Source organism: Bradyrhizobium sp. CCBAU 45389, assembly GCF_028128625.1.
Classification (GTDB): Bacteria; Pseudomonadota; Alphaproteobacteria; order Rhizobiales; family Xanthobacteraceae; genus Bradyrhizobium; species Bradyrhizobium liaoningense_B.
Map to the genome: position 1 here is coordinate 137729 of NZ_LBIY01000092.1, position 23313 is coordinate 161041.

At 66.0% G+C, this 23313-nt stretch carries 22 protein-coding genes; 6 read left to right on the forward strand and 16 right to left on the reverse strand.

Annotated features, from left to right (window positions below):
• Both phnH and phnG read right to left on the reverse strand, forming a co-directional pair.
• Positions 1-609 carry a phosphonate C-P lyase system protein PhnH gene (gene phnH / locus XH79_RS23170; RefSeq protein ID WP_271583057.1) on the reverse strand — a complete coding sequence of 203 codons (609 nt, stop codon included), beginning with the start codon at positions 607-609 and terminating at the stop codon, positions 1-3.
• Between the two features lie 4 nt (positions 610-613).
• Positions 614-1027 carry a phosphonate C-P lyase system protein PhnG gene (phnG, locus tag XH79_RS23175; RefSeq protein ID WP_271583159.1) on the reverse strand — a complete coding sequence of 138 codons (414 nt, stop codon included), beginning with the start codon at positions 1025-1027 and terminating at the stop codon, positions 614-616.
• Positions 1028-1197: 170 nt separating this feature from the next.
• On the opposite strand from phnG, the gene phnF reads away from it, so the two are divergent.
• Positions 1198-1926 (forward strand): phosphonate metabolism transcriptional regulator PhnF, encoded by a 729-nt coding sequence (phnF, locus tag XH79_RS23180; protein WP_271583058.1) that lies wholly within the window; start codon positions 1198-1200, stop codon positions 1924-1926.
• 130 nt (positions 1927-2056) lie between these two features.
• Here phnF and phnE (XH79_RS23185) read toward each other — a convergent pair whose 3' ends face one another.
• The 4 genes from phnE (XH79_RS23185) to phnC all read right to left on the reverse strand — a co-directional run bounded on the left by phnE (XH79_RS23185) (position 2057) and on the right by phnC (position 5663).
• Positions 2057-2872: a phosphonate ABC transporter, permease protein PhnE gene (gene phnE / locus XH79_RS23185; protein ID WP_442869968.1), complete on the reverse strand. Its 816-nt coding sequence runs from the start codon at positions 2870-2872 to the stop codon at positions 2057-2059.
• 26 nt (positions 2873-2898) lie between these two features.
• The gene (gene phnE / locus XH79_RS23190; protein WP_271583060.1) at positions 2899-3783 is read right to left on the reverse strand and encodes a phosphonate ABC transporter, permease protein PhnE; all 885 of its coding nucleotides are present in this window, start codon (positions 3781-3783) and stop codon (positions 2899-2901) included.
• 71 nt (positions 3784-3854) lie between these two features.
• Positions 3855-4790: a phosphonate ABC transporter substrate-binding protein gene (gene phnD, locus XH79_RS23195; protein ID WP_271583061.1), complete on the reverse strand. Its 936-nt coding sequence runs from the start codon at positions 4788-4790 to the stop codon at positions 3855-3857.
• A 63-nt stretch (positions 4791-4853) separates the two neighbouring features.
• Positions 4854-5663 (reverse strand): phosphonate ABC transporter ATP-binding protein, encoded by an 810-nt coding sequence (gene phnC, locus XH79_RS23200; protein WP_271583062.1) that lies wholly within the window; start codon positions 5661-5663, stop codon positions 4854-4856.
• Between the two features lie 174 nt (positions 5664-5837).
• Here phnC and XH79_RS23205 point away from each other — a divergent pair, with 174 nt between their 5' ends.
• The 3 genes from XH79_RS23205 to XH79_RS23215 are packed head-to-tail and all read left to right on the forward strand — an operon-like array spanning position 5838 to position 8407.
• Positions 5838-6500 carry a chloramphenicol acetyltransferase gene (locus XH79_RS23205; RefSeq protein ID WP_271583063.1) on the forward strand — a complete coding sequence of 221 codons (663 nt, stop codon included), beginning with the start codon at positions 5838-5840 and terminating at the stop codon, positions 6498-6500.
• Entirely contained in the window at positions 6497-7690 is a 1194-nt protein-coding gene (locus tag XH79_RS23210) for an alpha-D-ribose 1-methylphosphonate 5-triphosphate diphosphatase (RefSeq protein ID WP_271583064.1), read from the forward strand. The genes XH79_RS23205 and XH79_RS23210 overlap by 4 nt, the downstream gene beginning before the upstream one ends.
• An 18-nt stretch (positions 7691-7708) precedes the next feature.
• Positions 7709-8407: a DUF1045 domain-containing protein gene (locus tag XH79_RS23215; protein WP_271583065.1), complete on the forward strand. Its 699-nt coding sequence runs from the start codon at positions 7709-7711 to the stop codon at positions 8405-8407.
• Between the two features lie 3 nt (positions 8408-8410).
• Here XH79_RS23215 and XH79_RS23220 read toward each other — a convergent pair whose 3' ends face one another.
• From XH79_RS23220 to XH79_RS23250, 7 genes are all read right to left on the reverse strand, one after another.
• Entirely contained in the window at positions 8411-9004 is a 594-nt protein-coding gene (locus XH79_RS23220) for a hypothetical protein (protein ID WP_271583066.1), read from the reverse strand.
• Between the two features lie 83 nt (positions 9005-9087).
• Positions 9088-10488 carry a selenium-binding protein SBP56-related protein gene (locus tag XH79_RS23225; protein WP_271583067.1) on the reverse strand — a complete coding sequence of 467 codons (1401 nt, stop codon included), beginning with the start codon at positions 10486-10488 and terminating at the stop codon, positions 9088-9090.
• Between the two features lie 414 nt (positions 10489-10902).
• Complete coding sequence (locus XH79_RS23230) at positions 10903-11841, reverse strand: dihydrodipicolinate synthase family protein (protein ID WP_212341290.1); 939 nt, start codon at positions 11839-11841, stop codon at positions 10903-10905.
• Positions 11842-11964: 123 nt separating this feature from the next.
• A complete protein-coding gene (locus tag XH79_RS23235; protein ID WP_271583068.1) occupies positions 11965-14046 on the reverse strand; it encodes a methyl-accepting chemotaxis protein in 2082 nt (693 codons plus the stop codon).
• A 120-nt stretch (positions 14047-14166) separates the two neighbouring features.
• Positions 14167-14937 carry an enoyl-CoA hydratase gene (locus XH79_RS23240; protein ID WP_212341292.1) on the reverse strand — a complete coding sequence of 257 codons (771 nt, stop codon included), beginning with the start codon at positions 14935-14937 and terminating at the stop codon, positions 14167-14169.
• A 10-nt stretch (positions 14938-14947) separates the two neighbouring features.
• On the reverse strand, positions 14948-15397 hold the full coding sequence (locus tag XH79_RS23245) for a MarR family winged helix-turn-helix transcriptional regulator (protein WP_271583069.1): 450 nt from the start codon (positions 15395-15397) through the stop codon (positions 14948-14950).
• A gap of 47 nt (positions 15398-15444) precedes the next feature.
• Positions 15445-16056, reverse strand: a complete 612-nt coding sequence (locus XH79_RS23250) for a TetR/AcrR family transcriptional regulator (protein WP_333938884.1) — start codon at positions 16054-16056, stop codon at positions 15445-15447.
• A gap of 141 nt (positions 16057-16197) precedes the next feature.
• On the opposite strand from XH79_RS23250, the gene XH79_RS23255 reads away from it, so the two are divergent.
• Together XH79_RS23255 and XH79_RS23260 are read left to right on the forward strand one after the other, a co-directional pair.
• A complete protein-coding gene (locus XH79_RS23255) occupies positions 16198-17448 on the forward strand; it encodes an HlyD family secretion protein (RefSeq protein WP_271583071.1) in 1251 nt (416 codons plus the stop codon).
• Entirely contained in the window at positions 17390-19012 is a 1623-nt protein-coding gene (locus XH79_RS23260; protein WP_271583072.1) for a DHA2 family efflux MFS transporter permease subunit, read from the forward strand. The genes XH79_RS23255 and XH79_RS23260 overlap by 59 nt, the downstream gene beginning before the upstream one ends.
• A 42-nt stretch (positions 19013-19054) precedes the next feature.
• Here XH79_RS23260 and XH79_RS23265 read toward each other — a convergent pair whose 3' ends face one another.
• The 3 genes from XH79_RS23265 to XH79_RS23275 form a co-directional block, all read right to left on the reverse strand.
• A complete protein-coding gene (locus XH79_RS23265) occupies positions 19055-20716 on the reverse strand; it encodes a tannase/feruloyl esterase family alpha/beta hydrolase (RefSeq protein WP_271583073.1) in 1662 nt (553 codons plus the stop codon).
• A gap of 92 nt (positions 20717-20808) precedes the next feature.
• Complete coding sequence (locus tag XH79_RS23270) at positions 20809-22263, reverse strand: GntP family permease (RefSeq protein ID WP_271583074.1); 1455 nt, start codon at positions 22261-22263, stop codon at positions 20809-20811.
• Between the two features lie 3 nt (positions 22264-22266).
• On the reverse strand, positions 22267-23286 hold the full coding sequence (locus tag XH79_RS23275) for a patatin-like phospholipase family protein (protein WP_212341302.1): 1020 nt from the start codon (positions 23284-23286) through the stop codon (positions 22267-22269).
• Positions 23287-23313: the final 27 nt, after the last annotated feature.

A 23313-nucleotide genomic window follows, 5' to 3' on the forward strand; every position in this document is an offset into this window, starting at 1 on the left:
CTAGCTTCCCTTGCTCACGACGCGCGTGGTGCGGGGGATCGCAACCACGGCGTCATCGGCGACCAGCACCACATCGATGCCGCGCGGAAACAGTGCCTCGTTCATACGCAGGCGCTCGGACAGGTCGAAAGGCTTGATCGACGCCTGCAGCGTCGCGACGCCGTCGATGCCGGGGCCGCGCAGCTCGAAGCCAGGCCCCGCGTCCAGGCTTTCGACCTGAATGATCACCGTGGTCGAACGGTCCGGATACTCGCTGGTACCGAGCGCGAAGCGCTCGAGCGAAGGCAGTGCACTACCGTCGCTGATGAGCGCGAATGACGCGATCGAGGAGTCCTGCACAACCGGCGCGCCGGTGTGGAACTTCAACCACTTGGTCACGTCCGAGCTTTCCGCCATCCGCGCATCGAGCCAGAGCGGCGTGTCGTGATCGAACAGCGTCAGTGCGATCGCCGCGGTGCCGCGCATCATCATTCCGGGCGATCCCGCCATCGGCACGATGCGCTGGACCGAGCCCGGCCGCGCCATCGCGTCCATCACCGAGCGAAAGGTCGATTGCGCCGACAGCACCTTGTCGGCAAAACCCGGCGGCAATTCCGCAATCGTGGTCATGATCTCACCCCTCACCGCGCACCATGGTGTAGAAATCAACCTTCGTCGCGGCGGTCTCTTCCGCCGCCCGCGTCCGCCTGACCATAAGCTGCTCGCGCAACGGCGCGATAACGCTGCGCTCGACGAGCCCGCCGAAATCACGGGACTGCACCAGCGCATCGCACAGCGCGATCAGCCGCGCCTTCTCACCGTCGCGCCCGAGCGTGTAGCCGAAGCCGACCTCGCCGCTCGCAAGCCTCACCGCCGCGCGCGACACCGTGGCTTCGCCGAGATTGAAGGGCGCACCGTCGCCGCCGACCCGGCCGCGCAGCATCACGAGGCCGCTCTCCGGCGCACGCAGATCCTGATGAGCCGGCAGGGCGAGATCGCGGAGGCGAGCGGCGATCTCGCCCGCCTCCGCGTGCGCCAGCACGGCCATCGCGGCCTTGCGCTGGGCTTGCTGGGTATCGTGCTGGGTCACCTAATCCACCGAGCTTTTGACAGAACTTGTCGAATCCAAGTTGTCTATGATAATAGACAACTTCATACGGACGCGCCATGACTGTTTCGTGACAATGATGTGATTTTCGGGCTAGGCTGACCGACGACATGAGCATGCAGGACACAGCCTCTTCGGGCGTCGCTTTGTGGCGCCTCGTCGCCGACGGCATCGAGCGCGGCATCGCCGACGGCCGCTTTGCCGCCGGCGACAAGCTGCCGGGCGAGATGGAGATCGCCGAAACCTATCGCGTGAACCGCCACACCGTGCGGCGCGCGCTCGCAGCCCTTGCCGAGCGCGGCATCGTGCGCGCCGAACGCGGCAGCGGAACCTATGTCGAGACGCAGAAGCTCGCTTATCCCTTGCGCTCGCGCACGCGCTTCTCCGAGATCGTCGGCGCTGAGGGTCGCGAGCCGCATGGCCGGTTGATCGAGGCGACCGACGACGTCGCGACGCGCGAGCTCGCGCGGGAGCTGGGACTGAAGACCGGCGCGCCCTTGGTGCGGATCGAGGCGATCCGCCTCGCCGACCGCACGCCCATCTGCGTTTCCACCACCTGGCTATCGGCGGAACTGTTTCCGGGCGCGGGCGAGGTGTTCGCCGCGACTCGCTCGATGACGAAGCTGCTCGAGCATTTTGGCGTCCGCGACTATCGCCGCGGCGCGACCCGGATCACCGCCGGCATCGTCGACGCAACTGATGCCGCACGTCTCGATCTCCCGCTGGGGCGGCCGATCCTGGTGGTGGATGCCACCGACCATGATCTCCAGGGCAAGCCGCTGGTGACGAAGCATTCGCGGTTTGCCGCGGAGCGGGTGGAGTTTTTGGTGGAGTCATAGGGGACTCTCTCTCCACGAAACCGGAGCCGTAGGGTGGGCAAAGGCGCACTTCGCGCCGTGCCCACGATTTTTTTCGATCGTTAAGAGTGGTGGGCACGCTCTCGCTTTGCCCACCCTACGGCACCTGTGATCAGGCCACAGCTCTTCGCCCAATAATCGCAAAGCGCAGCTTGCCCGAGATGAAATCGATCGCGGCCACCGCGACCAGGATCATCAGGATCAGGAACGAGACCCTCTGCCATTCCAGCACGCGGATCTGCTCGGCGAGCTGGAGGCCGATGCCGCCGGCGCCGACGATGCCGATGATGGTGGCCGAGCGGGTGTTGGACTCGATGAAATAGAGCACTTGGCCGGCGATAACGGGCAGGACCTGCGGCAACAGGCCGAAGCGGATCTCGTGCAGCGCGCTGCCGCCGGAGGCGCGGATGCCCTCGACCTGCTTCTGGTCGGCGCCCTCGATCGCCTCCGAGAACAGCTTTCCGAACGCGCCGAAATCCGACACGGCGATGGCGAGCACGCCGGCGAACGGGCCGAGCCCGACCACGTTGATCCACACCAGCGCCCAGATCAGCGTGTCGACGCCGCGGATCGAATCGAGGAATCGTCGCACGGGAAAGCGCACGATCTGCGAGGGTATGACGTTGCGCGCGGCCAGCAGGCTCACCGGCAGCGCGAACACCGCCGCCAGCGTGGTGCCGAGCAGCGCGATCGAGAGCGTTTCGCCGAGCGCCTTCAGATAGACCGGCAGCGAGGAGCCGGGATCCGGCGGGATCATCATCAGGCTGATCCAGCCGAGCTGGCTGAGGCCGGCGAAGAACCGCGACGGCGAGAAATCGAGATCGACGAGACCATAGATCAGGATCGCGAGCGCCGCGACGATCATCGCCGGCGTCGCGAGCCGCGCCGAGGCGGGCCGGTAGAACACGTCGGGGTAGCGCGCGCGCATCTCGCGCGGATCGACCTCCCGTGGCGTCACGTCCGCGCCTCCTTGCCGAACAGGCGGCCACGCAGCCAGCCCGTCGTGATGTCGATGATGAAGACCGTGACGACGATGGTGAGCAGGATGGCGCTGACGTCGGAGTAGTAGAACTTGCGGATGGCGACGACGAGCTCCTGGCCGATGCCGCCGGCGCCGACAAAGCCCATGACGGACGCTTCGCGGACATTGATCTCGAAGCGCAACAGGGCGTAGCTGGCATAACCGGCGGTGACCTGCGGCACGATGGCAAAACGCATGCAGGACAGCCAGCTCGCGCCGGTCGAACGGATGCCTTCGACCGGCTTCATGTCGGCATTCTCGACGATCTCCGAGAACAGCTTGCCAAGCGCGCCGGTGGAGTGGATCGCGATTGCGAGCACGCCGGCCATCGGACCGAGCCCGAACGCAATCACGAAGACGAGCGCGAACACGATGCCGGGGACGGTGCGGGCGAACTCGAGCAGGCGCCGCACGACGAAGCGCAGCCAGGGCGCGGGCGACGTATTCTCGGCCGCGAAGAAGTTGAGGGCGAAGGCGAAGGTCGCGCCGATCAACGTGCCGACATAGCTGATGAGCAGGGTCTCGCCCAGCATCTTCAGCCATTTCTTCCAGCCCCACAGCCACTCGCCGACATCGGTCCAGACCCGCTGGCCGCTGTCGAGCGTGAGGATGCGGTCGAAATAGCTGATGAAGTTGCCGAAATAGGTGAACAGCGTGCGCAGGTTCACTTCCGCGCCGACGGCCGCGAGCGCCAGCGCTGCGGCAAAGACCGCCATACCCAACAGGAGACGGAGGCGCCTGCGCGCCACCGCCTCGCGATAGGCAGCATTGAGCACGGCGAGCTGCTGCTCGGGGAGGATCGAAACCGCTGTCGTCATCGGTCGAGGAGGGTCCGGTCAAAGAAAGAGCCGGGTCCAGGGACCCGGCTCCAGTGCATCGTCCCTAAAACTCAGGACGCCTTCTTCTTACGCAATGCATCGACGAACTTGATCAGCTCGATCGTGCCATCCCAGTCCTTGGTGGTGGCGGGATGGAAGCCCTTCTTCTGGCCGTCGGAGAGACGGTCGAACGCGGCCTTGTCCTTGGCCGGCGCGTCGAAGAACGCCTTGGCGATGGCGGCCTTCGCGTCTTCCGGCAGGTCCGAATTGTAGGCATAGGGGCCGTTGATGATCGGCGCCGACTTGTGGATGATCCGGAAATCGTCCTTCTTCATCGCCGAGCCGTCGGCGTTCTTCAGCATGCCCTTGGTCAGCATCTGCGCCAGCGTGGAATCGTCGTCGCTGGTCCACTGGTTGGCGGCAACGTCAACCGTGCCCTGCGCCAACGCGAGCATCGCGTTCTCATGGCTGCCGGTGAAGACGACCTTGCTGAAATAGGTGTCGGCATCCGGGATGCCCATCTTGTCGAGCTCGAAGCGCGGCACGTTGTTGCCGGAGGTCGAGTTCGGGTCGACGAGGCCGAGGTTCTTGCCCTTGAGGTCGTCGATCTTCTTGTAGGCGCTGCTCGCCTTGACGAAGAACACCGAGTAGTAGCCGGTCGAGCCGTCGGCGTTGATGTCGTTGGCGAAGGCGTCGGTCTTGACACCGGTCAGGCGGGCGCGGGCGAACGAGGCGGAGCCATAGCTGGCGATCTGGATGTTGCCGGCGCGCTGGCCCTCGATGACGGCGGCATAGTCGTTGGCGATGCGCAGCGTGACCTTCACGCCGAGCTCCTTGGAAAGATAGCTCACGAACGGCGCCCAGCGCTCAGTGACACCAGAGGCGTTCTCGGCCGGAACGACCGCGAAGGTCAGTTCGGGATACTTTGCTTTCCAGTCCTCGGCGGAAGCCGAAGCGGTGAAGGCGAGCGCGGCAGCGCCGGCAAGGATTAATCTGCGAGTGATCATGATACCCTCTTCATCGGTTGGGGTCGGTTGACGCAATACTGGCAACAAAAGATGCGGCGTGGCTCAGGCGGCCGCGGCGGTTCCGAGCGCCGGCACGCCCTCGGGCGCCGGGACAGGCACGCCACCCATGACGTCGGCGGCTTCGAGGTCGTAGAGCTCACGCGCGACATGATCGGTCAGTGCGGACGGTGCGCCGTCGAACACCACCCGGCCGGCGGCCATGCCGATCAGGCGGTCGCAATAGCTGCGGGCGAGATCGAGCGAGTGCAGGTTGCAGAGCACGGTGATGCCGAAGTGCTTGTTGATGCGCAAAAGCGCATCCATCACGATCTTGGTGTTGCGCGGGTCGAGCGAGGCGATCGGCTCGTCGGCGAGGATGATGTCGGGCTGCTGCACCAGCGCGCGGGCGATCGCGACGCGCTGCTGCTGGCCGCCGGAGAGCTGGTCGGCGCGCTGGGCAGCGAGCGCGGCAATGTCGAACTGCTCGAGCGCGGACATTGCCAGCGCCTTGTCCTGCTCTGGCCATATCTGCGACAGCGAGCGCCAGGCCGGCATGGTGGCAAGGCGCCCCATCAGGACGTTAGTGAGAACGTCGAGCCGGCCGACCAGATTGAACTGCTGGAAGATCATCGCCGAGCGGGCGCGCCACTGCCGCAATTCCTTGCCGCGCAGCGCGGTGACGTCGGTGCCGTCGAACAGGATGCGTCCCTCAGTCGGCGTCACCAGGCGGTTGATGGTCCGGAGCAGCGTCGACTTGCCGGCACCGGATCGTCCGATCACACCGACGAATCCGCCGGGGGAGATTTGAAACGAAGCGTCGTCCACCGCGGCTTTTGCGCCAAAGCGGCACGTCAGACCTTCAACCACCAGCATGCAGGGCTCCAGAGTAGCTGGGACCCACCGCTAACGCCGGCGCTTAACACTTGTGTGACATGCGCATTGCGGTGCGGCGATCCTACACACCTCATCCCCTGTCATCGCCGCGTCATGACATTGTCATCGAGCCGCTCGAAGAGGATTGCCCGCCCTCGAACGTTCGGACGCAACATGGCCGGCAAGGTGCTTTCGGTCCAACCGACCATCGACGCTTCCTCGAAGCTCCATGAGACGAGGCTCGGTGCCTACACCGAGGTCGGCGCGCGCACCATCCTGCACGAGGTCACGATGGGCGATTACTCCTATGTCGTGAACGATTCGCAGATCACCTACACCACGATCGGAAAGTTCTGCTCGATCGCGGCGATGACGCGCATCAACCCCGGCAATCACCCGATGCACCGCGCGACGCAGGCGCATTTCACCTATCGCTCCAGCGCCTATTTCGACGGCGAGAGCGACGACACCGAGTTCTTCGACTGGCGGCGCCGGCATCATGTTCATATCGGCCACGATGTCTGGATCGGCCATGGTGCGGTCGTGCTGCCGAGCCGCAACATCGGCACTGGCGCGGTGATCGCGGCCGGCGCCATCGTCACCAAGGACGTGCCGGCCTACACCATCGTCGCCGGCAATCCGGCGCGGATCGTGCGGCGGCGGTTCTCGGAGGAGATCGCGGGACGGCTTGCAAGGCTCGCCTGGTGGGACTGGGATCACGACAAATTGCGTGAAGCCCTGCCCCATTTCCGCAAGCTCGGGATTGAAGATTTCCTCGCCACGTATGAAGCACGGGCAGGCTCCCCTCGCAGCAGCAAGAAAAGCGCAATCGCGTGACAGACATTTTCCTTGAAGGCGGCCGGGCCCTGATCGGCACCGAGATCGTCGAAACTTCGCTTGTTGTCTCTGGTATCGATATTGCCGAGGTCGACGCCTCCCGCGGCCGTGCGCGGCTCGCGATCGATGCGCGCAACCTGCTGGTCCTGCCCGGCATCGTCGATCTGCACGGCGATGCCTTCGAGCGGCAGATGATGCCGCGCGCCGGCGTCGACTTCCCGATCGACGTCGCGCTCGCCGACAGCGACCGTCAGGCGATCGCCAACGGCATCACCACCGTGTTTCACGCCACGACCTGCTCGTGGGAGCCGGGCCTGCGCAGCGCCGACAACGCACGCGGCCTGATGGAGGCGATCGAGCGGCAGCGCCCGCAATTCGCCGCCGACACCCGCTTCCATCTGCGCCACGAGACCTACAATCTCGACGCGGAGGCAGAGATCGCACAATGGCTCGGCGAAGGCCGCGTCGACCTGTTCGCCTTCAACGACCACATGGACGGCGTCGTGGCCGACATCTCCAATCCGCGCAAGCGCAACCGCATGGTGGAACGCACGGGACTATCGAGCGAGACGTTCGACCGGCTGGTCGAGCGCGTGGTCGCACGGGCCGCCGAGGTGCCGGCTTCGGTTTCGAGGCTCGCCGCCGCAGCCCGCGGAGCCGAAGTGCGCATGCTCTCGCATGACGATGCGACGCCGGCGATGCGCCAGGAGTTTCGCGAGCTCGGCGCTGACATCGCGGAGTTTCCGATCAACGAGGAAACGGCGCGCGCCGCGGCAAGCCATGGCGACGCCATCGTCTACGGCGCGCCGAACGTCGTGCGCGGCGGCAGCCACACCGGCTGGACCAGGGCGTCCGACATGATCGCAAAAGGGCTCTGCTCGGTGCTGGCGTCGGATTACTACTATCCCGCACAGCTGCTCGCCGCATTCCGCCTCGCCGCCGACGGCGTGCTGCCGCTGACCAAGGCCTGGGATCTGGTCTCGGCCGGCCCGGCACGCGCGACCGGCCTCTCCGATCGCGGCCAACTCGCGCAAGGACGCCGCGCCGACATTCTGCTGGTCGACGACAGCGTGCCGTTGCGGCCGCGAATCATCGCGGTGATCTCGGGCGGAAAGCTCGTGCATCTCACCGATGCGACGCGGCTGCTCGCAGCAATGGCTGCGCCGCGCGAGGCTGTCGCTGCGGCCTAAATTGGTTATGCTGAGGCGATGACAGGTTTTCCCCGCTACGCGATCTATTTTGCCGCAGGCGCCGACAGCGCCCTCTCCCGCTTCGGCGCCGCGCTGCTCGGCTACGACGCCTATACCGGCGACGAGTTGCCGTTTCCGCGAGAGGCGCTGCAAATTGCGTCGGACTGGCGCGAGGTCAGCGCCGATCCCCGCAAATACGGCTTTCACGCCACGCTGAAGGCACCGATGGCGCTGGCGTCTGGCAAGACCGAAGCCGAGCTGATGGCCGCCTGCGCGGCCTTCGCCGGCAAGGCGCGGCCCGTTCCGGTGATCCGCCCCGTCGTCGATGCCATCAGCGGCTTCATCGCCGTCATTCCAGCCGAGCCGGTCGAAGCGCTGCAACAGCTCGCCGCCGATAGCGTCCGCGATTTCGACGCCTTCCGTGCGCCGCTCACGGCGGAAGACCGCGCGCGGCGCAAGCCGGAGAAGCTGAGCGAGCGACAGCGCGACTATCTCGATCGCTGGGGCTATCCTTACGTGATGGAAGAATTCCGCTTCCACATGACGCTGACAGGGCGATTGGAAGTGGAGCGGCGCGGGCCGATTCTGCAGATGCTGCGAGAGCGGTTTGCGGGGCTTCAGCTCGATGCGCTGACGGTCGACCGCATCGCGCTGTTCAGGCAGGATGATGCCAGGGCGCGCTTTCGCAGCATCGGCGAGTGGGCTTTGGCGCGGTAGACCTCAGCGCCAGCTCGCAAGATTGAAGGCGAGCGCCACCGCACCGACCAGAACGAGGCTGGCCGCCCAGACTGCATCGAGATTGAACCAGCTTCGCGAGACGAACTTCAATCCCAGATGGCGGTAAACCAGCCACGCCAGACATCCGCCGGCGCCGACCATGGCGGCAACGTGAACCAGGGATACCAGCACCGCCATCCCGAGACTTGCCTTCATCAGCGCGCCCGCCGCCTGATGGCCGGCATCGAGCTCGAAGGCCTGGCAGAGTCCTAGATAGATCGGCACGAGCATCAGGGCGGCGCCGTGAGCAATGGCGACGGCAAACGACCAGAGCGCCAATTGCGTCGGCGGAATTCGTGCCAGCGCGCGCGGATGACGCCGGTCGATCAGCCGATAGACGCCAAAGCCGATGACGAGAAGGCTCGCGCTGATCTGGATCGGACGCTGCCAGGCGGCCAGCACGAGCAGGGAGGCAAATGGCAGCAGCACGAGAAGTGTGGCCAGGAGATGCCCGGCCGCCAGGGCCCACAACGCACGGAAGAGCGCGCGCGGGCTCTTGTCCAGGAGCCCGGCGGAAACGGCGAGCGGCCATCCCATTCCCGGATTGACCCCGTGATAGAGACCGCTCGCAACAAGCGCGAGCCAGAGCCAGCCAAGCGCCGCGCTCGGGTGCCCCCCGTCTAGACCGACGGGTAGCAAAAGGAGTCCGTCGAGCAATCGCCGCCCTCGAGCCTGATCTGGTGCGCACGATATCCGTCGGGGAAGCTCACGAAATAGTTCTTGTCGAGCTCGAGGCCGCCGCTGCGACCGACATTGGCCATGACTTCCACGCCCGGAACCCCGTCGGGATAGAACTGGTCGTCCCAGGTGGAATAGAGCGAATTGGTCCAGTACACGCGCCTGCCGTCGCGGCTGATCTCGACCATCTGCGGACCCGCCGCAAAGGCCTTGCCGTTCGGATGGGGCGTGCGGCGCGCGATGCCGCCGATATGGACGGAGCCCGCAAGCTTAGGCTTTCTGGGATCACTGACGTCGTACTGGCGCATTTCACCCGTGCCCCAGCACGAGACATAGAGAAACCGGTCGTCCATCGACAGGTCGATGTCCGTCACCAGCGGCGGCACGGCGCCAAATCCCTGCAGCAGCGGCGGCAGCTTCTCCTTGGGCGCGGGTTCGGGAGGGATCGTCGCCGTCTTCTCGGCATGGAATTTTCCACCCTCGCGCCACCAGGTCCAGATCGATGCTTCGAGGTTGGTGGTGTCGACCACGACGCCGACGAAGCCGTACTCGCGAACCGGATCGTGCGCCGGCCGTACCTCCAGCGCCATCTGATGATTGGCGCCGAGGTCGATGGTCTGGACGTTGCGACGGGCGCGAAGGTCCCAGAAGTGGAGACGATGGCCATATTTGTTCGACAGCAGATCTTCCGGGACGATCCCGTTCTCGAACTGCGGCGGCAACGCCCATTCGCTGGTCACCATGTAGTCGCGCGGCAGATTCCACCAGAAATCATAATGCAGTGTCTGCGGGCCACGGTCGATCTCCCATCGTCCAAGGACCTCGAACGTCTCGCAATCCATGATGAAGACGCCCGGAGGTCCATTGGTGCCGTCCTTGCCGGCGCCGCCCAGCGTGCTCACATAGATGCCGTCCGGCCCACAATGGATGGTATGCGGCCGCGAGTAACCGGTCTTCTTGAAGACCTCCTCCGGTTCGATGATCTTGTGGATCTTGGCCTTGGTCGGATCCGGCTTGGTATCGATGATGTAGATCCGCGACGAGCGCAGCCCGGGGATGATGAGATAGCGCCGCTCGATGAAGGCGTGTCCGGCGAGCGGCGACAGGGCGGAGGAGCAGGCATTCCAGCCGAAATGATGAAACTCGTCGCCCTTGTTGGGCATCGTCACGGTGTGAACGATCTGGCTATAGGTCGGCGATCCCGGCTTGACGTCGATGACCGCGAGAGCATCCGGCTTCGAGAAATCCGGACTGAGCAGCAACGTGTAGGCGAAGTTCTCCGCAGGTGCTTCCATCGCAAGCTTGGGCGATGCGTGAAAGGTGGGATCCGGCCTCATCGTCATGGCACTGCCTCCCTGTTCTGTCGGTTCGCGCCAACCTGGCTCGGGATAACGGCATAATGAAGAGGTGTTACGCGATGTCTTGAAATGCTCCGTGGGCCTGGTCGGCAAGCGTACAATATGCCATCGCGGAGCTGCGGGAAACGGCCCGGGCCGCGCTAATTCGACGCCTTCAGCCGATATGGGCCGATGAGATGAGGCGAGCGCGCACCTCCTCCACAGTGTCGTCCCGGCCTGGTGCGCAATTGCTCACAGGGGGACGGGACGGCAGTAGCGTATTAGCCGAGGCGGGGCATCGCATTCAGCATTCGTAGGGTGGGCAAAGGCGCGGAGCGCTGTGCCCACCACTTTTCGCGATGACAACAGGTGGTGGGCACGCTTCGCTTTGCCCACCCTACGGCTGCGGGGTATGTGGCTCTACTTCCCCCACCTTAGCGCCAGAGCATCGCGTTCCTTGGCGAGCTCCAGAAGCCCGGCGCGTGTCGCCGGATGCAGCGGCTGCAAGGGATGCCGCACCGCGTCCGACTTGATCACGCCACCCGCCTGCATCATCACCTTGCAGGCGATCAGGCCGCATTGGCGGTTCTCGTAGTTGATCAGCGGCAGCCAGCGTTCATAGGCCGCCTTGGCTTCCTCGCGCTTGCCGGCGAAATAGGGATCGATGATCTGGCGGATGCCGTCGGGATAGCCGCCGCCGGTCATGGCGCCCGTGGCGCCGGCGTCGAGATCGGCGAGCAGCGTGATCGCCTCCTCGCCGTCCCAGGGGCCCTCGATGTCCTTGCCACCCGCTTCGATCAGGCTGCGGAGCTTTGAAGCGGCGCCGGGAACCTCGATCTTGAAGTAGCGGATGTTGGAGAATTCGCGCGACAGCCGCGCCAGCAGCTCGACCGACAGCGGCGTGCCGGCGACCGGCGCATCCTGGATCATGATGGGAATGTTGATCGCGCCCGAGAGCACCTTGAAGAACTCGACGATGCCCTTCTCCGGGACGCGGAAGGTCGCGCCATGATAGGGCGGCATCACCATCACCATGGCGGCGCCGGCGGCTTCGGCCTGCTTGCTGCGCGCGGCGCAGACGGCCGAGCTGAAATGGGTGGTGGTGACGATGACGGGAACCCGGCCCGCAACTTGTTCCAGCACCGCATGCATCACGGTTTCGCGCTCGGCATCGGTGAGCACGAACTGCTCGGAGAAGTTGGCGAGGATGCAGAGGCCGTTCGAGCCGGCGTCGATCATGAAGTCGATGCAGCGACGCTGGCCCTCGAGGTCGAGCTCGCCGCGCTCGTCGAAGATGGTGGGCGCGACCGGGAACACGCCGCGATAGGGGCGCTGGGCCTTGTGTGGGTTGACCGGCATCGAACTCTCCATCCCTGATGTGTCTTGCGTCTGTCGCCGCATACGGGCGCGGCGGCACAGATGTACCCGCCGCGCGGACCGGCGGCAATGCCCGCGCGACGTCAGGATGGAGGATGAACGAAGTTACGCGGTCTTCACCGCGCCGAGGAAGCCTTCGACCGCGACGCGGAGACGATCGGCATCAGCCGACATCTTCTTCACGGATTCCGACAGCACCGTGCCGGCGTTGCCGGTCTCCTGGTTGAGCCTGGCGACACTGCCGATGGTGTCGGTGACCTCGCGGGTGCCTTGCGCGGCCTGCTGGAAGTTGCGCGAGATCTCGGTGGTGGCCGCGCGCTGCTGCTCGACGGCGGCGGCGATCGCCGTCATCTTCTCGTCGATGCCGCTGATGGCGCCGCCGATCGAGCGGATCGCGGTCACCGCTTGGCCGGTCGCGCCCTGGATCTCCTCGACCTGGCGGGAGATCTCTTCGGTCGCCGTCGCCGTCTGCGCGGCGAGGCTCTTGACCTCGCCGGCAACCACGGCGAAGCCGCGGCCGGCCTCGCCCGCGCGCGCGGCCTCGATGGTGGCGTTCAGGGCCAACAGGTTGGTCTGGCCGGCGATGGCGTGGATCATCTTCACGACTTCGCTGATGCGGCTCGCGGTCTGGTCGAGGATCTCGACCGTCGCATTGGTCTGCTCGGCCTGCGCCACGGCCTCGCGGGCCTCGCGCGCGCTCGACTGTACCTGCGCGGAAATCTCGCCGACGGACGCCGAGAGCTCCTCGGTCGCGGCGGCGATGGTCTCGAGATTGTTGGTGGCCTGCTCGGCGGCGGAGGACACCGCCGCGGTCTGGCTGCTCGATTCCGCAACCAGCGAGCGCACGCCGGTTGCCGTCGTATCAAGCTCCTTGGCCGAGGCCGCAACGCTGTGAATGACGGCCTGCACGGTGTCGTCGAAGCTGCGGCACGCCGCATCCACCGAGCCGGAGCGGGCGAGTTGCAGCGTCTGCTGCGATTCGCGTTCCTGGCCGAGACGCTCGGCGGTCGCCGCGCTTTCGCGCAGGCTTTCGAGCGCGGCCGCCATGGTGCCGAACTCGTCGGGATAGCGGGATTGCGGAACCGGCGTCGCATAGTCGCGCGCACCGATCCGCGCGATGGCATCGAGGATGGCACGCACCGGCCGCATCAGGCGGCTGCGCACCACATAGACGCCGGCCAGGGTCACCACGAGCGCCAGCAGGAACGCGAGCGATTGCACCACGAGATTGGTGAGGGCCTTGGCCTGGATCGTCTCCGCGCGCGCGATCGACTGGTCCAGGGCCTTGTTCGCGATGGCGACGATGGAGGCGAACGGAGACTGGCACAGCGCATTCCATTCCGAGGCAGGCATCGCGGGCTTGCCGCTGCCGTCGAAATTCCTGGTGAGCTCACCGATCTGCTTGAGCACACCGTCGGTCTTGGCCTTCGCGTCCGATGCTGCCGTCACCAGCTCCGCCGTGACATCGGGCGCAGCGAGCAACTCGGCCATACCTGCCCAGCCGGAGGTGATCGTGCCATCCCATTGCGCCACCGATCGCTTCTGGGCATCGTCGAGCGGCTTGCTGCCGTTGACGTTCGAGCGAAGCGAGGAGCAATGGATGCCATAGCGGTCGCGCACCTGCCAGGCGAATCGGCGGACCTGGATCATGCGGGCGATGTAGGGATCGTTCATCCAGGCGCGGTTCGACACTGCGGTAGAGGCGAGGTTCGCGGTGTCGATGACCTTGGTGACGGCATCGTACCAGGAATTGGTCCGCTCGATCTTGCGCTCGGCGCGCGGACGCTTGGCTTCGTCGTAGAACAGCTGGAACTGCGGCGCGGCGTCGTTCCAGCGCTGCTTCAGCGTGCTGGCAAGCTCATCGCGGCGCGCGAAATCGACGGTCGCAAGCGCGGCGCTGATGCCGTCATAGCCGGCCTGCTCGGCCTTCTCGGCCTCGGCGAGTTTTGCCTTGGGATCGTCCTCGCCAAGGATGGCGCTCTGGGCATCGCCGCGATTGTTGCGCAATGCGAGCACGCCATGGAAGATCGCCTTGTCGGCGGCGGCAAGGCGGGCCGTCTCCAGGCTGTCGCTGTAGCGGCCGAAAGCGCCGACCATCTGGATCGCGGTGCTGGTCAGCGCACCGGCAGCCAAGAGCGCCATCAGCACCAGGAGCAGCGTGCTTACCGATTTCTTAAAAATTGCCATGAGCCAGGGGCCTATTCTTCAATAGCGGCCACCTTGCATCGCGAATGCCAATGTTTCGTTAAGGTTGTAGTCAAATGCCGGCTTTCCGGCCTGCCACGCCTGCGCCAGGCCGGGGGCTCGTCATGCGACTTTCGTGAAGTCCGGCGGACGGCGCTCGGCGAACGCCGTGAACGCCTCGCGCGCCTCGGCGGTGCGCAGGCGCAGCGCAAACTGCTCGCCTTCGGCCTGCATCTGCGCGACCAGCGCCTCGCCATTGCGCATCAGCTTCTTGGTGGCGGTGAGCGCGCCGGCGGGCTGGCGGGCGAGCCGCTGCGCCAGTGCCAGCGCCTCCGCATCGAGCCTGTCGAGCGGCACGACGCGGTTGGCGAGCCCCCATTCCAGCGCGGCCTTGGCCGGCACGGTCTCGCCGAGCGCGAACATCTCATAGGCGCGTGCATAGCCGATACGCGCGGGCATCAGCAGGCTGGAGGCGGCTTCCGGCACCAGCGCGAGGCTGACGAAGGGCGTCGACAATTGCGCGTTGTCGGCGAGCACCACGAGGTCGCAATGCAGCAGCATCGTGGTGCCGACGCCGACGGCGCGGCCCTGCACGGCGGCGACCAGCGGCCGGGTGCAGCGCGCCAGCGACTGGATGAAGCGGATGACGTTGCGGCTGCCTTCCGACTTGCCGGATGCGACGGCCGCGAATTCGCCGACGTCGTTGCCGGCGGTGAACATGTCACCCTCACCGCGGATCAGGATCACGCGCGCGGACGGATCGAACTCGGCGGATTCGATGGTGTCGGCGAGCGTGCCGTACATCGCATCGGTCAGCGCGTTCTTCTTGTCGGGACGCGACAGCGTGAGGGTGAGAATTCCGCCGTTGTTCTCGATCCGGACATGCTCGGTCATTGCACTCTCCTTATTCCTCTTGGTCTCTTGGAAACTTGTCCTGAACGCTGGTTAGCCAGCGCGCGACGATGTCGATCTCCGCAGCTGTAAATCCGTCCGTCAGCGCCGCGTTGATCCTGGCCGCATCGGTCTTCGCCTGCGTCAGCACGGTCCGTCCCTTCGGCGCCAGCCAGACGCGAAAAGCGCGCCCGTCCTCGCGGTCGGTCCGGCGCTCGACCAGCCTCGCCGCGGCGCTGCGATCGACCAGCCCGGAAACGCCGGCCGGCCCCATGTCGAGCGCCGCGCCGGCCTCGCCCATGAGGATGCCGTCCTGCTTGCCGAGGATGAACAATAGCCCCGCCTGCGCCGGCGTCACCTCGCTCGAGGGCTGCGCTGCCATCCAGCGTTGCAACCGGCGTTGCGCGACGTTCAGCAGGTAGATCAGCCGATGGCGCCTCGCCTCGGGCGATTTATTTCGCATGCGAAACATATAGCCGGACGCCGGCCGATTGTCAAAACCTGCCGAAGCTAACTGCCCAACGGCGCGCGACAGCCGTCGAGCAGAATTGCGGCGCATACTTTCGCCCGCCTCTCGATCTCCTTGCGCGAGGGCAGGGCCAGGCTGGCGTAGATCGCCGCGCGCTGCGGCGCTGACACCATCATGCCGATCATCATCCCGGCGGCTTCATCGACGTTATCGAGTGCTATGCGCTTCTTCTTGACTTGATCGCGGAGCCAGCCCGCGAGCGCCGCCGCGGTACGGGAGATGCCATCCCTGTAAAAGTTCGCGGCAAGATCGGGAAACGTGGCCGACTGCTGCAGCACCATACGCTGCAGCGCCACGACCTCTGGATCGAGCGCGAGATCAGCACAGGCGACAAGCACGGCAGCCAGGCTCGTTTCGATGTCGGCCCGATTGTTGGCCTGAAGATTGACGTCGGAGAGCAACCGGTCGAGCCGGTCCGCGCACATCGCTTCGAACAGTGCCGCCTTGCCCGGAAACAGCCGATAGAGGGTCTTGGTTGAGATGCCGGCACCGCGCGCCAGCTCTTCGGTGCTGGTTGCTGCGTAGCCATCGACGGCGAAGGCGTGCCGCGCCGCCTCGATGACGATCCGCTTCGTCTCGTCGTCGCTGCGCACCGGCGGCCGCCCGCGCGGGCGGCCTTCTGATGACGGTTTTGCCTGAGCCATGTTTTTAGATGATGCCTGTCATTCCATTGACTCTCCCCAAGCTAGTCCTATTTTGGAAATCGTCAAGTTTCCTAATTCAGGGAGCCGGCCATGACCGTGCACACCAACCCGCCCAAGAGTGAAACCATAGCGGTGCCGACGAGCGCGCCCGAAGGCATCCTGCCCGCCGCGCCGATCCCGGCCCCGCGCCGAAAGCTGAACCTTCGCAAGGCGTTGCTGGCGGGCGTGGCCGCCATCGCGCTCGCCGGCGCGAGCTGGTACGGCTACGATTACTGGACCGTCGGGCGCTTCCTCGTCTCCACCGATGACGCCTATGTGAAGGCCGACAACACCACCATCGCGCCGAAGGTCAGCGGCTATCTCGACCGCGTCTTGGTCGCCGATAACGAGCATGTGAAGGCCGGCCAGATGCTGGCGCGGATCGACGACCGCGACTTCCGCGTCGCGCTCGACCAGGCCAAGGCCGACGTTGCCGCCGCGAACGCGACGGTGACGAGCAAGCAGGCCCAGCTCGAGGTTCAAGAGGCGGTGATCGCCGCGGCGAAAGCCACCATCGATGTCGACACGGCCGCGAAGACCTTCGCGCAGCAGGAGAACAAGCGCTACACCGATCTCGCCAAGACCGGCTATGGCAGCGTGCAGAACGCGCAGCAGGCGCAGGCGCGCGATGCCGGCGCCGACGCCGCGATCGCGCGCGACAACGCCAACCTCATCTCCGCACAGAAGCAGGTCGATCTCCTCAGGGCCGAGATCGTGCAAGCCAGGGCCGCCGCCGCGCGCGCAGCCGCGGTCCAGCAGCAGGCGGAGCTCAATCTCGGCTACACCACGATCATCTCGCCGATCGACGGCGTCGTCGGCAATCGCACCTTGCGCGTCGGCCAGTACGTGCAGGCGGGCACGCAGTTGATGGCGATCGTGCCGGCTCAGGGTGCCTACGTGGTCGCCAATTTCAAGGAGACCCAGCTCACCCATGTCCGTGCCGGACAGAGCGTCGAGATCGAGATCGACACGTTCCCGGGCCAGCTCGTGCACGGTCACGTCGATTCCATCGCGCCGGCCAGCGGCCAGGAATTCGCGCTGCTGCCGCCCGACAACGCCACCGGCAATTTCACCAAGATCGTGCAGCGGATTCCCGTGAAGATCGCGCTGGATGCCGAGACCGCGCCTGCGATCGCGCTGCGGCCCGGCATGTCCGTGATCCCGACGATCGCAACACGCTCAGCGCCGACCGCCCAGGCCGCAGCGACGCCCAAAGCAAAACCCGTTTCCGGAGGGTCGTGCCATGTCAAACAGCCTCTCAATATCGACGCCAGCACCCGCAATACCGGCCGCGACGCCTGAGCGCATCGCTGCCGACCCCAATCGGGCCAGCGCCACGCTCTGGATCGCCGTGTTCGCGGCGATGATCGGCGCCTTCATGGCGATCCTGAACATCCAGATCACCAACGCCTCGCTGCTCAACATCGAGGGCGGCATCGGCACCGGCGCCGACAACGGCTCCTGGATCTCGACGTCCTACCTGATCGGCGAGATCATCGTGATTCCGCTGACCGACTATCTGTCGCGGGTGTTCTCGTTCCGCAACATCATCCTGAGCTTCGCGAGCCTGTTCGCGGCCTTCTCGGTCGCCTGCGCCTTCACTCACGACCTACCGTCGATGATCGCGATGCGCGGCTTGCAGGGCTTCTTCGGCGGCGTGCTGATCCCGATGGCTTTCACGCTGGTCTTCACCAGGCTGCCGAAGGGCCAGCAGCCGATCGGCCTTGCCATGTTCTCGCTCGCCGTGACGTTCGCGCCGGCGATCGGGCCGACCATCGGCGGCTATCTCACCGAGAATTACGGCTGGCAGACCATCTTCTTCGTCAACGTGCTGCCGACCGCGGTGATGGTGACTACGCTGTTCTTCACGCTGGAGCGCCAACCGATGAACCTCGCTTTGCTGCGCGAGGGTGACTGGTTCGGCATCGCGACCATGGCCGTCGGCCTCGCCTCGCTGCAAGCCGTGCTGGAGGAAGGCAACAAGGACGACTGGTTCGGCTCGCCCTTCATCGCTCGCCTCGCGGTCATCGCCGCGGTCAGCCTGTCGCTGTTCATCGCCAACGAGCTCGTGGCGGAGAAGCCGCTGCTGCGCCTGCGCCTGTTGACGCAATGGAATTTCGGCATCGGCACGATCGCGGCGGTCTTCCTCGGCTTCGCGCTGTTCGGCTCGGTCTATCTCCTGCCCGCCTATCTCGGCCAGGTGCAGGGCTACAATGCCGAGCAGATCGGCAACGTGCTGGCCTGGACCGGGCTGCCGCAGCTTTTGCTGATTCCGCTGGTGCCGAAGCTGATGCAGCGGTTCGACGGCCGCTATGTCGCAACCGTCGGCCTGCTCCTGTTCGCCGCGAGCTCCTTCATGAATATCCAGATGTCGCTCGACTATTCCGGCGATCAGTTCCTGATGCCCAACATCGTGCGCGCAGTCGGCCAGGCCCTGACGCTCGCGCCGCTCTCGGCACTCAGCCTCGGCAGCGTCGCGCCGCAGGATGCGGCGGCGGCCTCCGGCATCTCCAACATGATGCGCAATCTCGGCGGCGCCATCGGCACCGCGGTGCTCGCCACCATCGTCACCAAGCGCGAGCAGTTCCACTCCAACATCATCGGCCATTCCGTCACCCTCGGCCGTGAGGAGGTCCGCAGCCGCATCGCCCAGATGACGGACTATTTCATGGCCCACGGCGTGCCCGACCCCAACGCCGCGCGCGAGCAGGCCATCATCGCGCTCGGCAAGACGGTGAAGCGCCAGGCGCTGGTGATGGGCTATTCCGACACCTTTGCGGTGATCGGCGTGGTGCTGGTGCTCGCCGCGATCGCCGTGCTGCTGACGCGGCGGGTGAAGGCGGCGGGCGGAGGTGGTGCGCACTAGGCGCGCTTCTTCACCTCTCCCCGCAAGCGGGGAGAGGTCAAGTCACTGCGCGCAGAAATAGCTCGACGCCTCAGTCACCGACCCCGCCTTGTAGTGCGGCCAGGCCGGCCAGCGGCACAGTGGCAGCGCGCGGACGACAGGGAACGCGGGCGCTTCGACCTTCTGCTCGGTGACCTCGAGGTCGCCGGGCGCCTTGTCCTTCTCGACCCAGTCGACCAGCACGCTGAGCATGTCGACATTGGCGGGCGCCCCCGAACCGACATGATCGACGCCGGGCGCAGTGTAGAGCCGCGCGAACTGCGCCGTCGTCGCCGTCCCCATCAGGCGCTCGACGTTCTCGAAATAGCGGATGCCGGCGTAGGGGCTCTGGGCATAGTCGGCCATGTGCTCGAGGATGATCAGCTTGCCCTTGCGCTCCCGAAAGCGGCTGAGATCGGGATTTGTCGAATCCATCAGGCTGGAGACCTCGAGCAGCCGCGCCTTGTGGTCCTCCACCTTGTAGGTGGTGACGTCGAGCTTGGGATCGCGCGCGAATACATATTGGATGCCGCCGGCGCCGTAGATCCAGGCGATGCCGTTGTTCGGCGCGGGCGGCTGCGCCGGCGGCGCGGTGCCGAGCCACCACGCCACCCAGCCGCCGGTCGGACCGATTGCCGGCGTGTCCTCGCCCGACACGCCCCAGCCCGGATAATCGTCGAGGCCGTTGGCGAGCACGAACGGGAATTTGTAGGTCGCATGCAGCGTGTTGATCGCCTTGATCTGCGGATCGGTCAGGCACTGATCGCCGCTCTTGCCGGCCGCGCAGCGCAGCGTCTCGACCTTGAATGCCGCCTTGCAAGTGACGGGATCCTGCACCAGCGCATCGTCGGAGCCGTCAGCCTTGTCGCACGCCGCGCGCACGGCCTCGCCGACGAGCTTGACCTGCGCCGGATTGATCCAGCCCTCGCCCATGGTCGCAAGGCCCGAGCGCGTGCCGGCATGCTGCAGACCGACCCAGTTGATGACAGGCACGCGTGAAAAGATGCCGTCGAAATCGTCGGGATAACGCTGCGCCATGGTGAGGCCTTCGCGGCCGCCCTCGGACGAGCCCATGAAGTACATCTTCTCCGGCTTCCTGCCGTAGGCACGCGCCATCAGCGCGACGGCCGCGTCGCGCACCTTCTTGTAAGCGCGGTGGGCAAAATTCTCGAACGCTTCGTCATTCAATGCAAACAGCTGCGGCGGCTCGCCTGGTTTGGTCTCGTGGCCGGAATCGGTGCCATAGGTAACAAAGCCGCGCGCGAGCGGCGACGGCTTGTCGAAAGGATAGGCCGGCGGCAGCGCAAGGCCGGTGATCAGCACGCCGTTGAAGCCGCCGCCGCCATATTGCACCGAGCGCCCGTTCCATTCGATCGGAAGGTTGACCTGGAATTTGATCGGCGGGGCCTTGGGATCGACCGGGTCGATATGGCCGAGCACCTTGCAGAATCCGGGATTGGCGGGCGTGATCCGCCCCGATGGCGTCGGGCCGCGCTCGGCAACGGCGAGAGGCGAAGGCGACTGAAACGTCGCTGCGTCGATCTTCACGGCATCGGCACCGCCGACCAGCCCCTTGCAGACCGTCTCGGCATCCTCCGCCAGCGTCAGCGCCGACGCGCCGCTCGCGCTCATTGCGGCTGCCGTGCCCACGAGCCATGCGCGCAGCTTCGCTCTGTTTCGCTTCATCGTTTCCACCCGGCTTGTTCTGTTGCGTTCGGAAGTTGGCCGCATTCAATGCAACCTTGGTCCTTCCGTCAATCGCCGACGCCGGCTTTCCGTCAGAACGATCCCAGCACGCTACCCAGGGCAATCACAACCACCAGCGCCAGGAGCGACGTCACGATGCCCACCATGACGATGTCGAAATAGCTGTGGCGGTGCGTCAGGCCGCAGATCGCGAGCAGGCTGACCACGGCACCGTTGTGCGGCAGGATGTCCAGGGTACCCGCGCCGATCACCGCCACGCGATGCATTAGTGCAAGGTCGATACCGGTCCGCGCCGCAAGCTCGACATAGGTCGGGCCGAGCGCATCGAGGGCGATGGTCAGGCCGCCCGAGGCCGACCCGGTCAGCGCGGCCAGGATGTTGGTCGCAACCGCAAGCGAGACCAGCGGTCCGCCTTCGATCGCCAGCACCCAGTCGCGCACGATCGTGAACGCCGGCAGCGAGGCGACGACGGCGCCGAATCCGACGAGGCTGGCGACGCTGAACGCAGGCAGGACCGACGCATTGGCCCCGGCGTCCATGGTCCGGCGGAGCGCCGGCAGGCGCGCCCAGTTCAGCACGATGGTCGTGACGATGGCCGCCGCCAGCGCCACCGCGACCGACCACACGCCCGCGACGGCCGCGAGCGACGTTTCGCCAAAACGCTGCTCGGCGAGATAGCTGACATCGAGCCGCGGCAGCAGCACGAGCGACATCACCAGATTCACGGCCACCACGACGACCAGCGGCACGATGGCGTTCAGCACCGGCGATGGCCGCTCGCTGCGATGACCGTGCTGCAGCTCAGCCGGATCGAACTCGCGGGCGGTCGTCGCGCGCTCGCGCACGAGCTCGTCAGCAGCCGCCTGCTCGGCCGAATCCTCGACATCGTCGCCATAGCCCTCTCCTGCGCGGCGCGACGCAGCTTCAGCACGGTGCAGCCACCACAATCCTGTGCCGAGCATGATGAGGGAGGCAATGATGCCGAGGCCCGGCGCGGCAAACGGCGTCGTGCCGAAGAACGGCATCGGGATCGCATTCTGGATCGACGGCGTGCCCGGCAGCGCCGACATCGTGAAGGTCGACGTTCCCAGCACGATCGCCGCCGGGATCAGACGACGCGGGATAGAAGCCGCGCGAAACAGCGAGCGGGCCATGGGAACGATGACGAAGAACGCAACGAACAGGCTGACGCCGCCATAGGTAACCAGCGCGCCGGCGAGCACGACCGCCAGGATCACGCGCCGCTCGCCGAGGCGCTCCGCCATGAAGCCTGCGACCGACGTCACCGCTCCGCTGTCATCCATCAACTTGCCGAAGACGGCGCCAAGCAGAAAGATCGGGAAGAACTGCGCCAGAAATCCCGCTGCGTTCACCATGAACACCTGGGTCAGGTTCGCGAGCAGCGGCTCGCCGCCGAACAGCGCGGCAACGAGTGCGGCGAATGGCGCGAGCAGCAGGACGCTCCAGCCGCGGAAGGCGAACAGGACGAGCAGACCGAGCCCGACGAGGAGGCCGAGCAGACCCATGCCTCAGCACTCCGACAGGAGGACGTCGAGATCGGCGGTCGAACGACGGCCGATATCCGCGCCGTGCTCGGTGAGGAAGTCGTCCGCGGCCATGCGTCCCTCCGCGCGCAGCATCGAGACGAACTCCCACTCCGCGTTGAGCTTCGAGGACGCTCCGAACTTCGCCAGCATGTCGCTCTTGACCCGGTGTGTCCGCATCTTCGCCCAGCGCGCACCTTCGCCGCTGCCGGGGTCGGCCGCCTGGCGCAGCAGCGCGATCATGCGCAGCTCCTTCATCAGCGGCGAGTTGAAGGAGATTTCGTTGAGCCGATTGAGGATCTCTGCGGCCGTCCGCGGTTCCTCCAGCCGCTCGGTCGGATTGATCTGGACGAGGATGGTGTCGTGCGCGTCGCTTTCGCGGACCAGCGGCGTGATCGTCGGGTTGCCGGCGAAGCCGCCGTCCCAATAGGGCTCGCCGTCGATCTCGATGGCGCGGAACATGGTCGGCAGGCAGGCCGATGCCAGCAGCACGTCGGCCGTGATCTCCGCATTGCGGAAGATCCGGCCACGCCCGGTGCGCACCCGCGTTGCGGTGATGAACAGCTGGATCGGCGAGCGCACGAGGCGTTCGAAATCGATGCTCTCCGCCAGCACCGCGCGCAGCGGATTGTAGCCGGTCGGATTGAGATCGTAGGGCGACAGCACACGCGACATCAGGTCGGTGAGGACGTAGAAGGGCGACGTATCGAGGGTCCAGCGTCCCATCAAGCGGTCGAGCGGGGAGCGCTGGAGCAGACTGAAGGCCGCGGCCTTCGAAACACGGCGCCAGTATCGGTCGAGCGCCTCACGCGCGCCCTCGGCGCCGCCGGCCGTCCAGCCGTCCGCCAGGACCGCCGCATTCATCGCGCCTGCGGAGGTTCCGGAGATTGCGGCGATCGTAAGCCACCTCTCTTCCAAGAGGCGGTCGAGCACGCCCCAGGAGAAGGCGCCGTGCGAACCGCCGCCCTGAAGTGCGAGATCAATCAGTACGGCGTCGCGTTCCATGGCGGACACTCACGCAACTGAAGCTCA